The organism is Paraburkholderia phymatum, assembly GCF_038900715.1.
GTDB lineage: Bacteria > Pseudomonadota > Gammaproteobacteria > Burkholderiales > Burkholderiaceae > Paraburkholderia > Paraburkholderia phymatum_A.
The window spans coordinates 37,397-49,865 of record NZ_JAYMRZ010000039.1; the positions used below are offsets into that span (position 1 = coordinate 37,397).

Here is a 12,469-nt window from a genome sequence, read left to right on the forward strand (position 1 = left end):
CGGCTCCGCCCCGTTCTCGCACGGCCACGTTCGACTTGCGCCTGTCGAACGTTCCTCAAAGTGTCATTTTCCGGCCCTATTGCTATAACGGAACAGTCGAGGTACCACGATGATCGATCACACCGGAATTGGAGTCGCGGACGTCCCTCGTTCCGCCACGTTTTACGACGCCGCTTTGAGCGCGCTTGGCATGCGCCGCGTGATGCAAATGCCGGGCAACAGCGGGACCGATGGCATCGGCTACGGCCTCGATTACCCGGTTTTCTGGATTGACCGCTTTCACCCGCATGGCGTGAAACAGCACACTGCCTTTGTAGCGAGGAGTTGCGCCGAGGTAGACGCGTTCTACCAGGCAGCCCTGAAAGCCGGCGGCACTGATAACGGCGCACCCGGCTACCGTGACACCCAGCATGGCTATCCGCCTGGTTACTACGCTGCTTTCGTGCTCGATCCGGACGGCAACAATATCGAGGCTGTCTTTCGTGGTGGGTAGTGAGAAAGGCACACGCCCCGGCGGCATTGCGTCATATATCGGTCTGCGGACCGCGTCGGGCAGTAGGCGGCCATCTGCGGTCACTGGTCCTTGCATTTTCACTGGCATTCGAGCGTCGGCAATGCATCGCACCGCGGAGATCGGCTCATCTACCGTGTTTAAAGTCTCGTTGGTCTCCTGCGAAGAAGGGACTACAAGGACAACCTCCACGCGGGCAACCTTGGCGACGTGAGATTAACGTGTTCGATCTATCGACCGCTGAGTTCGTATCTATCGTCACCTTGTCTGAGGTTCGCAGCACGCGCGCTTGTGCTGAACAGGCGGACACGGTACCGAGCCGAATGAACAGAATACGCAGCAGTCGCCCGGCTTCGGACGCAGCAGCGCATGACAGGCTGGACACTCGTAGTACGACTGGCATGCATCCGTGGGCATGGTTTCGGGCGTAGCAGCTCCGCATTGCGGGCAGGTCAGGACAGATGTGAGAACGATTGTGCTCACGGTGGGGGTCTGTCGAGTTCAACTGTCACCGCGCTGACGCGCGGGGACTTCCGACGAAGCGTCCCTCCACCATCGCTGACGTATCAGATGGTCAAGCGACAAGGCTCCGGCGCCCCGGCACAACAGGACGAGCAGCATGGCAGCCCATTGAATATGCGTCGGCCACGCTTGCGGGTACACAAAGATCTCGATCACGGAGGTCATCCCTAGCAGAACCAGCGCGGCGGGCCTGACGCCCAGGCCGAGCACCAGCAACACCGGCATGCTCAGTTCTATCGATACGGTGATGTGCGCTGCCACATCCGGCGGCAATACCGGCAGCCTGTATTCGTCGCGAAACAGTTCGAGCGCCGCATCCCAGTTTGCGAGCTTGGTCATCGCCGAATTCCAGAAGATCGTCGCAACCGCGAGGCGCAGCGGAATGGCCAATAGCCAGTAAGGCACGCGGTCCAGCAGCTGAACCGCGCACTGAAAGACGTTGCGGCCGTCTGCGGAGTGGGAGAGGCGAATCATGGTGACAATCCCTCGTCGATCCGAATGCAGCCAGCAATCTGCGACGTCTGCGCGAAGCATCCGCGCGCAAGGTATGCGCCGATAAGTGCAAATCCATCCGCTTCCGGCGCGCTGGCCAGCGCCGCGCCGAGTGCCTCGCCTGCAAAAAGCGCCTTGCTGATGCGCCACTCTCCGGTGCTCAGGCGCAGCGTATCGACGCCTTCGGTCACGCGTTGCACGAGCAGATAAACCGGGTCGTCCGCGAGTTCGATTGCACGCAGCGCCGCGTCGTCCTGCTGGAGCACGGCGCGCCAGATAGCGTCAGCGGGAGCGTCGCAGCGCAGCAGCCGCGTGGCCGGATGAGGCGACAACCGCAGTGAGCCGAGCGCGTCCTCGTCGAGCCGTTCGAGACACGCGGGATCGAGAGGCGGGACGTCGGGCGCGTGCAGTACGCCATTCACCTGCCACTCGAGCTGCGCGACGTCGGCCACATACGGCACCGATGAGAGCTGCGGCATCTTCCCGAGAAAGGCCGGAAACTGCGCGCCATATTCGTCGAGCCATGCGCTGCGCGGCGGCTCGGCGCGCACGAACAGGTGCACCGCGCCCTCGAAGAAGTCCGCGCCGACCAGACGCTGAACGGCGGGAAAGGCAAGTTGCAGCGCATTGACCAGCACACCTTCCGCCGTGTTCCGGTAAATGTTCAGACATGCTTGCGGATCGAGACCATCGGCCAGCACGGCGGCGGCTGCGTTTTCATCGGCACCTTCCACCAGGTTGCGGCGCATGGCCTGTTGAAGATCAGCCAGCGATGGCGTGTGCATGTTCATGGCGAACCGCCTCCAGTGCCGACTCCGCCGTTGCGGCTTCATCGATCAGAACATCGAGCGGCGGCACGTCCGTGTCCCATTCGATCAGCGTCGGCACCGGCCCGAAGCGTTGCAGCGCAGCCGCATAGAGAGCCCACACCTGCGGCGCGACACGCGAGCCGTGATCGTCGATTCGCAAGACCCGTCCGCCCTCGAGTTGTCTCAAGCTGTGGCCGGCAAGATGGATTTCGCCGATGGACGCCGGCGGCAGCGCGTCGAGATACGTGAGCGCATTCCAGCCGTGATTGCACGCGCTGACGTAGATGTTGTTCACGTCACACAGAAGTCCGCAGCCCGTGCGTCGCGCGAGGAGCGCGAGGAACTCGCACTCCGGTATCGTCGAATGCGAGAAGCGAAGATAGGTGGACGGGTTCTCCACGAGAATCCGTCGCCCTAGTGCCGCCTGCACCTGATCGACGTTCCGGCACACTACATCGAGCGCCTCTTCGGTCATCGGCAACGGCAGCAGATCGGCGAGGTACGTGCCGCCCGTCACACTCCACGCAAGATGATCGGAGATGAGGCCGGGCTGCACGCGCGCGACGACCTCGCTCACGCGTGCGACATGCGCGGCGTCGAGTCCGTCGGCGCTGCCAAGCGAGAGGCCCACGCCATGCAGCGACACCGGATAGTCGCGGCGTATGGCATCCAGACAGCGTGTAGCGGGACCGCCGCCCATGTAGTTTTCAGTGTGTACCTCGAACCATGCCACTGCCGGGCGTTCGTCGAGCACGGCGCGATGATGGCGAAAACGCAGACCCACGCCGGCCGTCGCGGGAATCGCGCCGGCCGGCACGCGTGCGCGGGAGACGGTTGCGCTCATGGCCGCAACGCCTCTCAACCTGCCTTGGTTCGGCCGCCTGCGATCTTGCCGCAATCGCCTGCCGGCAACAGCACGAATGACTTCGGGTCGCGCGCCTGCGTGGCCTGGCCGGCGCACGAGTGAGCCCCTTCGGCGCAGTCGTTCTTCGCCACCGCGTTGATGCCGTAGCACTTTTCGAGGTGGTTCTGTGCCATTCTGGCCATGTTGTCCTTCACGACCTGCGGCGGGTTGCCCATACCCTGCGCCTGCGCGGGGAGCGCCTGCATTGCGAGCGCCATGCCGACTGCCGCGGACAGCGACGATATGGTCAAAGCGGACTTGCTCATAGTATCTTCTCCGAGGGTTGGGATCGCGAAGACGCGACCACACAACCAGATTCGGTCCGGTGCGGCCAAAGGTTACCCGGCGCGCCGAAAATATTTGGGCCGCTTGCATCATCGACTAACTGCAACGATGTCCGACTACCGACACCGTGGCGCCGCGCACATGCAGCCCGGCCGATCCGCAACGGCCGGCAAGGGGCCGCGCGGCGCCACGCTCGACGACGCAATCCGGCCCGACGGCATGCCTGACTGGTCCGTTTTGATGGCGCGCGCGCAGCAAGGCGATCGCGAGGCCTATCGTCGGCTGCTGCAAAGCATGACGCCGTATCTGCGCAGCCTTGCGAGTCGCCACGGGGTCCATCCCGACGCAGTCGAGGACGTCGTGCAGGACGTCTTCGCCACCGTGCACCTCGTACGCCATACCTACGATCCCGGGCGGCCGTTTGGCCCCTGGCTGCTGACCATCGCCATGCGCCGCATCGTCGATACGCTGCGCCATCACGGACGTCTCGACGCCCGCGAACTGCCGCTGGACGATGAGCATGAAACCTTGGCCGACCCCACAGCGAATCTGATGGAAGAGGCCACGGATGCGCGCATGCTGCGCGAGACGATCGAGCGCTTGCCGCCCGGGCAGCGCGACGCGATACGCATGCTCAAACTCGAGGAAATGTCATTGAAAGAGGCGGCTGTGGCGAGTGGAATGACCGTTGCCGCGTTGAAGGTCGCGGTGCATCGCGGGCTGAAGGGCCTGCGCAAGCTCCTGACGCAGGGAGACCGCAAATGAGTCAGACCTCCGATCTGATCGAATCGCTGGTTGCCGACGCGAAGCCGGTGCGCCCGCTGCGCGCGCCCGCGATCCGCGCGGCTGGCTGGCTGCTGTTCGCCGCATTCGTGCTCATTCTGCTCGGCGTGGCGCACGGTGTGCGGCCCGACCTCGCGGCGAAGCTCCAGCAGCCGGTATTCGTGACCGGTGTGGCTGCGGCCGCGTTGACTGGGATTCTTGCTGCCATCGCGTCGTTCGTTGCCAGCGTGCCGGGAAGGCCGTTGCGCTGGCTGCTGTTGCCGCTGCCCGCGCTCGGGGCGTGGGTATCGACGATCGGCTATGGATGTCTGACGAACTGGGTGGAGATCGGCCCGGACGGCATGTCACTGGGGGAAACCGCGCGCTGTTTTGCGACGCTCGGTCTCACGGGTATTCCGCTCTCGCTCGCCTTGCTGATCATGCTGCACCACGTTGCGCGGCTCGCGCCCGCTCCTGTGGTGATGACGGGCAGCCTGGCCGTCGCCGCGCTCACGGCCGTGGCGCTCTCGATGTTTCATCCGCTCGACGCGACGGTCATGATCCTCGTCTGGAATTTCGGCGTCGCGACGATACTGTTGCTGATTAGCGCGCGGTACTCAAACCGAGTGTTCGCGTGGGTGATATCGCCTGTCCGATGACAGCACTGGCGGCCCACTTGTGGTATCGAGCGCACGCGAATCGCCCATCAATATGACGTGCTTATGGACGAAGACGATACTGGCGATTTTCCGGTACCGTACGACTTTCGTACCGTTGCTCGTGGCCGCTCCGGTGTCTGACATGCATGCCATTGCGGACGCTCACGAAGTCGAGCACTGAATGACGGAAACGGGTCGCTTGCCGTCCTCGCAACGTGAGTAAAACAGCCATCCGAACTCGTTGAGGGTCCGACGTCGGCAATGCTGACTGTAGCCGCCGTTGGCGGATGGTCGCGCCGGCAGCTGCTTTGGCCGACGGGTCGACAAACTGCGGTATCTCCAGATCCGGTGTCCAGGGTTGAGCCGACGTTCGAGCGTCCACGTGCTATCGCGAGCACAGATCCGTATGTGACCGACTACGGTCGCATGTCAACCGCCGACGTCGCGCGGGCCAAGTCATGATCAGGGCACCGCGGTCGACACGCATCCGCTTCTCCGAAAAATTCGCGCCGAAGATCTGTTTGGTGTACCAGGCTATCCGAGCCACGTCCGACATTTGCATCGAGACTCGACATCGCATCCACGCCTCATGGCACAAGCCATACAAACCGTCTGCGCAAGAATCGAAGCGTGGATTGCAGCGGTTTGTTTGAAGGCGCGAACAGATCCACCAACCCCACAAGGACGAGCGTGCCACTTAAGCGCTATTACGGCCGTAGAATCCTCGACAAGCAGGATTGCAGCGGACAGCCAGCAGGCGATGGCAAAGCCAACAGCGTCTTTCATGACGACACCTCGCTGCCGGGGCAATGGCAGGTGCTCCAAAGCACGCTGAGGGCCGCGCAGACCCAGACCGGCCGTTCCCTGGATGACCACATGAACAAAAACATCAGGACGCATCTTCCGCGACCAGGCCGCGTGCTTGTTGCGCTTTGCCGTTGTGTCTGGCGCCGGCCGAAGCCGCCAGCGAAAGGCCAACAAGGACGGCAACAAAACTGAAAGTGAGACGCGAGTTCACGGATTCATGCAGGAACACAACACCGCCGAGCGCCGCAACGGGTGGCACTAGCAGCTGGAAGGCAGCCGTGGCCATGGCCGGCAGCTTTCGGATCGCCGAACTCCAAACGACAAAGCCGAACGCCGATGTCACGGCCCCAGATGCCACGGCGAGGGCAACGCCGGTTGCGCTCGCATGGGCGTGACCGTGAAGAATCAATCCGAGGACGATGCAGATTGGTGTCGCCCGAAGGAAGTTTCCTGTCGTGGCCGACAGTGGATTCGCCATGCGCCTGCATCGCAGGGTATAGAGCCCCCACGCAGCGCCCGCACCGACCATCATCAGCAAGCCAGAGAATCCCGGAACGCCAACGCCAGGCGCGCTCAGGCATAGTACTCCGGCAACAGCCAGCAGATACCCAACCAGCGTCACGCGGTGGAAGCGTTCGCCTTTCAGGAGACAGGCAATCAATATCGTCAGTTGTACCGCCCCGAACAGGACAATCGCACCGGTACTGACGCCGAGGGATAGATACGACAACGAGAACAGGATCATGAAAGTCCCGAGCGCACTTGCCGAAATCCAGTCAGGGCTGGACTGCCCCACACGCCCCGGCCTTAGTTTCGTCACGATCAGCAATGTGACACTGCCGGCCACCAGCCGGATATCTGAAAACGTAGCTGCGTCGATGCTGTGACTGAATAGCGCGACGCGACATAGCAGCGAGTTTGATGCGAACGCAGCGATCGCGACCGCGCCCTGTACTGCGCAAGAAGGGGTGATTGCACTCACGTCTGCGGAATTCAGGTATGCATTCGTCACGGTTCCTCCTCAGCGCCGCAAGCCTGCGGGCGATTAGCATGACCACATTGCCGGGCGTTCGTCTCGCGCGAGTATTGCAATCGCCTGCCGGGCACCCTGTCCCTTGCTTGTTGCTCGTAAGCGTATAAACTCGTTGCGTGCGCCGCATCATCGGAACCGATGACGGGACAGGCTCGAAGAATAAGAAAGGAGTTCGGCATGGACGGTTTGGCGGGCGTGACTGCTCAGCAACTTTCCGACGTGATTGGCGCCATCTACGACTGCGCTCTCGACCCCGAACGCTGGCCAGCCACCTGCAGGACGGTTGCGAACCTGTGCGCTAGCACAGGCGGCGGCATCTGCGTGCATGACCTCAAACAGGTGCGCAACGACCAGTTGTTCGTGTTCGGCTATTCACCGCAATTCCTGGAGGCGCTGGGCAGCCAGTACGCCGACAGTCCGATGGCCGCCGCCGATATCGTCTCGAATGTGGGCGACGTCAACTCGCTGGCGAGGGAGCCGCGGCAGTTGCATGAAAGCCGCTTCTACCGCGATGTTCTGGCGCCCTACGGGCTGACGGATATCATCTGGTTTCCAGCACTGCGTGCCGGCGGACGAATGGCCTCGCTGCATGCGTCCCGCAGCGACAAGCGGCCCGACTACCAGCAGCCAGAGATTCAGCTTTTCAAATTGCTTGCTCCGCACGTCTGCAGGGCACTGACGATCTCCGACGCGCTTGACATCCGTGCGCTTCGGTCGGAAATGCTCGAAAAGACGCTTGACGGACTGTCAGCTGGCGTCTTCCTGACTGCGCGCGATGGCCACGTTGTCTACATGAATGCCGCAGCGGAGCGGCAGGTGAAAGCAGGGCATTCGATCCGCCTCGCCCACAATCGCCTGACCCCCGTCCATCCGACGGCGCAGGTCGCGCTCGCGACGAGCATCAACGCCGCAATGCGCGCGGACACAGCCTCAGCCTGGAGTGAGCATTCCGTGGCGATTCCAGACGGCACCGGGGACGGCGGCTACGTCGCCACCGTATTGCCGATCGAGAACGGTGAGCGCAGCGGAATCCTGGCACCCTTCGCCGCGTCGGTCGCCGTATTCATGCAGGACCCTATCCACGTCCCGCTCATGCCGGGCGAGGCCTTTGCGCGGCTGTATAGGCTGACGGGCGGCGAACTGCGCGTGCTGCTGGCCCTCTCGCAAGGGCTCGGCGGAATGGAGTCGGCCGCTATGCTCGGCATCACCGAGCCAACCGTTCGCACACATCTGCAGCGCATCTTCTCCAAGACCGGCACGACAAGGCAGGCCGATCTTCTGAGCCTACTGCATCGCTACACTCCGCCGGTTCGTAGTGACGCGTACTGAAGCGAGGGTTGGGGAAAGACCGTAGCCGGATGCGGCACCGTCACCGGGATGCTCGCGTTATTGACGCGGAGATCCCACATTGGCCGCCTACTGTCCCGTGCGGTTGGCCGTGGTCGACCCTGACTGCCCTTCAATCCAGCACAGACTCAGCGGCGGCTCTCAAGTGGTCAAGCCGACATCCAGATGTGTGCGCGACGGCATGGATGAACGACCGTAGTTGGCCGAAGGCACCAGTTCCGTGAACGTTCCACAGAGCTGACGTTCGAGTCTCAACGACAAATTTCCGTCGACGTGAATGAACGCGTACTCCCGGCCATGAGGAGTCGTTCGTAGGTCTCGTGGACCTGACATTCAGATGTCGGCTTCGTTCAGTTTCCGGCCATCCCACCGATTGGTGACCGTCTCCTACTGCACCGTGACGGTCGCTTTCATGTTCGGGTGTATGCCGCAGAACACCTTGTAGACCCCCGGCTTGTCGAACTTGAATTGATATGTATCGTTCTGATCGAGTGCGGCGGAGTGGAATATGCCGGCATCGTTGACGATCGTATGCGGTTCGCCATCCAGGTTTTTCCACGTCACGGTCGAGCCGACCTTGACCGTGAGAGACATCGGCGAAAACATGAAATTCTTGATTGCAACCGCGTTGGCGTCCTGCGCATGCGCGACAGTCGACACGCAAGCCAATGCCGCCATGAGCATCCCGCCTCCGATAGAGCCGACAAATGCGCGACGAAAGATGGTGGAAAGCATGATTGGATCCTGGATGAGTGAGCAAGGGGTGTCTGGAATCAGGCGAGCGTCGTGTCTGCAAGCGTCGCCTTGAGCGGATGGCGCGAGATCTTGACACTGGTCACGCCAAGCATCCTCGGGAGCTGATCGTTCGACACCGTTAGCGGCATGGGTCCGGGTCCATTGCCGGCCGTTGGTTGTGGATAGGCGGTCGAGCGTGCTGTATGGAAGGTGACATTCCCCTCCACCCTGGAAACGATCTGATGGATATGTCCATTCAGGACTGTCACCGAACCAAACCGCTTAAGATGGCTCATCGCCAGGCCTGCATCGCCGGTGCCCCAACCCCACGGTTCGTAAATCGTCCACATCGGCATGTGTGCAAACACAACGATCGGCGTGCTGGACGAACGTCCCTTCAGATCGTTCTCCAGCCAGGAAAGCTGGTCGTCGCCCAGGCTCCCCAGACCATTTGGCTTGAAATGCATCACGTTGACGAGCCCGATGAAGTGCACACCACTGTGGTCAAAGCTGTAATAGCCCTTGTTGTCCGAAGCCTGGCCGAAGCGGTTGAAGTATTCGGTTCCAGGCCCGTCCGTCACATCATGTTCTCCAGGCACGGTGTGCAACTCGGTGATGTTCAGCCCCGCCAGCAATTGAGCCGCAAGGTCGAACTCTGCGGGCCGCGAGAGATGGGTGATATCGCCCGTGTGAATTGTCAGGACCGGCTTGACCGGCATGGCGGCAACGAAGTCAATCGTCTGCCTGAGCGTTCCCGCGACATCCGGATTGGCTTCCTTGTTGAAGCCAATATGCGTGTCGCTGATCTGCAGGAACAGGGGAACGCCTGCGGCCGCGGACTCGTCCTTCGTACTGGCGGCGAGGGCCAATTGCACTGGCGTGAGGACGCCACCGGTCAGGACGAACAGGGTGCCCGCGCCACCGTACGCCAGGCATTTCAATGCGCTGCGGCGCGATGGATTGGAAGGAAGATCTGACGACATGGTGTCCTCTCGACTGGGGTTCAGGAGGTAGACCGCCGGATCATCCGGTGGACCTCCGTGGCTGGTTTCGAGCGCTAAACTGCCGCGTCGATCGTTTTATTCCCCAATCGGAAATCTCACCGCTGGCGCACAATAGACCACTCACCCTTCACCGCGCTACTGCAACGTGCTTGCGCGTGTCGAGCGCAGGCGCACCTCACATTACCTTACCCTCTCGGGGATCTCGTCGAATCAGGGAATAACCGTCGCGTGCTCACGGTATTGCAGGCTGGACACACGAACTGGGTGACCACGCGAATCAGAGCGACTTGACCTCGCGCTGTTCAACGGCGACAAACCCGCCTGGCAGGATGCGCCGGTGTGCTATCGAAGGTGCCGGACATCCCGCGCAAGAAACGCGTCTGCTCAACGCATGTCGCGCGGCACTCAGCAGAGTGTGAAATAAGAGACGCCCCGGTGCGCACATCACACCGTGAATCGAGGGTTCAGATGCAATCCGTTCTGCGCGGGTTTCAACTCGGGTCGGGCATGGTGCTGCTGACCTATCTTTTCCTCCACCTGACCAATCACGCGCTCGGCATCTGGTCACTGGACCTTGCCGGACGCGGTCTCGTTGTGGCGCTCCGGTTCTGGCGTAGCGCCCCTGGAACGATCGCGCTGTACGGCGCAGCTTTGCTGCATTTTGCATTGGCGGTGCGCACGATATACGAGCGCCGCCACTGGGCACTGCCGCCCGCCGAATGGATCCGCCTCTGGGCAGGCCTCAGCCTGCCGCTGCTGCTGATCCGCCACGCGGTGACAACCCGGCTCGCCTCCTCGCTCTATGGCTTCGAGCCTGATTACGAGCGCGTCGTCACCGTGCTGCTTACCAGCGGCACGCAGGGCCTGCAACTTGCACTGCTCGCGCCTGGCTGGATACACGGATGCCTCGGACTGTGGTTCCGGTTGCGCCATCATCCGTTGGCGCACCGCGTGAAGCCCGCGTTGCTGGCACTCGTCGTCCTGTTGCCACTGCTGTCCGCAGGAGGCTTTATCCGGATGATGCAAGCCGTCGAGGCGAAGGGCTCCATGCTTCCGCCCGCCGATCCGAAACTGGTTTCGCACCAACTCGCCCTTGATGCCTGGCGTCATCATCTTGTCATCCTTTATCTGTCCGTGATCATTAGCGCGTTCATCGCAGGCCAGTTGCGCAACAGCCTTGAACGTCGAAGATTGCAGAACAGGTGATGAATGCCGATACGATACGACCGCACGCGAGGGCGAATCCGCCGACGTCCTGTTTGACCAGGATCGGGAATATCCCGCGACGAAGCGGCGTCTACACAATGCGCATCGCACAACACTCAAACGTTAACTAAGGAGTATGAAATGATTAAATCGATCGTGATCGCCTTTTCGCTGGCGACTCTCGCAACGTCGAAGGCGTTTTCTAAAGGCAAAACCCGCGCCGAAGTCTATCAGGAACTGATCGAAGCACAGCAAAACGGTCTGAACTTTGTGACCGAAACCTCCTATCCGGATGTCAATCCGATCTACGCGGGGCAGGTCGCACGTATGAAGCGTGAACATCTCATGCGGCAGAACGCTTCTCTCCCCGACGACAAGGCGCATTGAACGCCAGCCATTCCATTTTGCAAATGCCTCCCGAGGTAAAAGGAGTACCGCATGAAATCGGATTCGATGGCCGGGTGCGTTGTACCGCCGCTACGCATCTTTGTGATCGCAGGCACCATGCTGATGGCCGGTACAGTGAGTGTTTATGCGCAGACCATGCCGGAGCCTGCCACTCATCAACGCACCCGCGCGGAAGTCATGCATGAGCTCGAAGAACTGGAGGCGGCGGGTTATAACCCGTCGCAGGGTGACGATGGTTCGTACCCCGCCGATATTCAGGCCGCGGAAGAGAAGGTTGCCGCGAAGCATCGAGCGGAAAGAGACGCGGCGATGAGTGCGGGCGGAAACGGACAGGCGACGCCGGCGCCTTGAGATGCAGACTGTGGTCAATACTCCGTGTACGAGGCGCTCGCACGGAGGCGATAGCCGACGCGACGCTGCATAGTTATAGCGCTTTCTTCCGATTATCGTGAGGCCTTGCAGATCTTCGTCGAGAAGGACGTGCAGCAGTTATATGGGCGGGGCGTACCGGGCGTCCGGCTCGGCCGAAAGGCAGTCGACACGACAGGCTGCAATCGTGATTCATCAACGGCGACCGCGTGCAATTGTGATCAATCGGTGGCCAGCGCGAGGAAAAACGGTGAAACCGCGACGGGAGACCAGTTCCGCACGAGCAATGCCGTTTCAAGGCTGACGGCCACACGGCAACGATGATCACATGCTGACGAAATTGGGCCGTAGGTGGTGTCTGAGTTCACGATTGCTTCACGAGCGTGATCAAGATTGCCGAGGGCGGCCAGAGGCGAGCGACGCTTCCGTACGATGCTACTGGACGTCGGTAAAGAAGTTTGACATAAGACAAATTATCAACGTTCCTATTGTAGAAGCTTTTTAGTAATGTCCGATTCAGGCTAATTAGAAATGTCCGATTTTTGCCCCCTTAGGCTCACGCTGTCGCGATGCGTTGACCCGGGGGTGAATCATGAATGGGCGTGGTCTGATCACG

Annotated in this window: 15 protein-coding genes; 7 read left to right on the forward strand and 8 right to left on the reverse strand. The window is 61.4% G+C overall.

Going from position 1 to position 12,469, the window contains the following annotated elements:
• Nucleotides 1–109 precede the first annotated feature (109 nt).
• Nucleotides 110–493 (forward strand): VOC family protein, encoded by a 384-nt coding sequence (locus VSR68_RS40015; protein WP_342944991.1) that lies wholly within the window; start codon nt 110–112, stop codon nt 491–493.
• Between the two features lie 276 nt (nt 494–769).
• Here VSR68_RS40015 and VSR68_RS40020 read toward each other — a convergent pair whose 3' ends face one another.
• Genes VSR68_RS40020 through bufA1 form a run of 5 tightly spaced genes read right to left on the reverse strand, consistent with a single transcriptional unit; the run spans nt 770 to nt 3,504 of the window.
• Nucleotides 770–985 (reverse strand): GDCCVxC domain-containing (seleno)protein, encoded by a 216-nt coding sequence (locus VSR68_RS40020; RefSeq protein WP_428983695.1) that lies wholly within the window; start codon nt 983–985, stop codon nt 770–772.
• Nucleotides 986–1,012: 27 nt separating this feature from the next.
• Complete coding sequence (locus tag VSR68_RS40025; RefSeq protein WP_342944993.1) at nt 1,013–1,507, reverse strand: DoxX family protein; 495 nt, start codon at nt 1,505–1,507, stop codon at nt 1,013–1,015.
• On the reverse strand, nt 1,504–2,316 hold the full coding sequence (locus tag VSR68_RS40030) for a DNA-binding domain-containing protein (protein ID WP_342944994.1): 813 nt from the start codon (nt 2,314–2,316) through the stop codon (nt 1,504–1,506). Before VSR68_RS40030 ends, VSR68_RS40025 begins: the two co-directional genes overlap by 4 nt.
• Nucleotides 2,288–3,178 carry a DUF692 domain-containing protein gene (locus tag VSR68_RS40035; RefSeq protein ID WP_342944995.1) on the reverse strand — a complete coding sequence of 297 codons (891 nt, stop codon included), beginning with the start codon at nt 3,176–3,178 and terminating at the stop codon, nt 2,288–2,290. Before VSR68_RS40035 ends, VSR68_RS40030 begins: the two co-directional genes overlap by 29 nt.
• Before the next feature lie 14 nt (nt 3,179–3,192).
• Entirely contained in the window at nt 3,193–3,504 is a 312-nt protein-coding gene (gene bufA1, locus VSR68_RS40040; RefSeq protein ID WP_342944996.1) for a DUF2282 domain-containing protein, read from the reverse strand.
• 127 nt (nt 3,505–3,631) lie between these two features.
• Between bufA1 and VSR68_RS40045 the strand changes: the two genes are divergently transcribed.
• Nucleotides 3,632–4,288, forward strand: a complete 657-nt coding sequence (locus VSR68_RS40045) for a sigma-70 family RNA polymerase sigma factor (protein WP_428983694.1) — start codon at nt 3,632–3,634, stop codon at nt 4,286–4,288.
• On the forward strand, nt 4,285–4,944 hold the full coding sequence (locus tag VSR68_RS40050; protein ID WP_342944997.1) for a DUF1109 domain-containing protein: 660 nt from the start codon (nt 4,285–4,287) through the stop codon (nt 4,942–4,944). The genes VSR68_RS40045 and VSR68_RS40050 overlap by 4 nt, the downstream gene beginning before the upstream one ends.
• Before the next feature lie 889 nt (nt 4,945–5,833).
• Here VSR68_RS40050 and VSR68_RS40055 read toward each other — a convergent pair.
• The gene (locus VSR68_RS40055; protein WP_342944998.1) at nt 5,834–6,763 is read right to left on the reverse strand and encodes a DMT family transporter; all 930 of its coding nucleotides are present in this window, start codon (nt 6,761–6,763) and stop codon (nt 5,834–5,836) included.
• Nucleotides 6,764–6,961: 198 nt separating this feature from the next.
• Here VSR68_RS40055 and VSR68_RS40060 point away from each other — a divergent pair, with 198 nt between their 5' ends.
• Nucleotides 6,962–8,113, forward strand: coding sequence for a helix-turn-helix transcriptional regulator (locus VSR68_RS40060; RefSeq protein WP_342944999.1), 1,152 nt, complete (start codon nt 6,962–6,964; stop codon nt 8,111–8,113).
• Nucleotides 8,114–8,518: 405 nt separating this feature from the next.
• Here VSR68_RS40060 and VSR68_RS40065 read toward each other — a convergent pair whose 3' ends face one another.
• A complete protein-coding gene (locus VSR68_RS40065; protein ID WP_342945000.1) occupies nt 8,519–8,866 on the reverse strand; it encodes a cupredoxin family copper-binding protein in 348 nt (115 codons plus the stop codon).
• Between the two features lie 38 nt (nt 8,867–8,904).
• On the reverse strand, nt 8,905–9,849 hold the full coding sequence (locus tag VSR68_RS40070) for a metallophosphoesterase family protein (protein ID WP_342945001.1): 945 nt from the start codon (nt 9,847–9,849) through the stop codon (nt 8,905–8,907).
• Between the two features lie 489 nt (nt 9,850–10,338).
• Here VSR68_RS40070 and VSR68_RS40075 point away from each other — a divergent pair, with 489 nt between their 5' ends.
• From VSR68_RS40075 to VSR68_RS40085, 3 genes are all read left to right on the forward strand, one after another.
• Entirely contained in the window at nt 10,339–11,076 is a 738-nt protein-coding gene (locus VSR68_RS40075) for a hypothetical protein (RefSeq protein ID WP_342945002.1), read from the forward strand.
• Nucleotides 11,077–11,217: 141 nt separating this feature from the next.
• The gene (locus VSR68_RS40080; protein ID WP_342945003.1) at nt 11,218–11,463 is read left to right on the forward strand and encodes a DUF4148 domain-containing protein; all 246 of its coding nucleotides are present in this window, start codon (nt 11,218–11,220) and stop codon (nt 11,461–11,463) included.
• Between the two features lie 51 nt (nt 11,464–11,514).
• Entirely contained in the window at nt 11,515–11,835 is a 321-nt protein-coding gene (locus tag VSR68_RS40085) for a DUF4148 domain-containing protein (protein WP_342945004.1), read from the forward strand.
• Nucleotides 11,836–12,469: the final 634 nt, after the last annotated feature.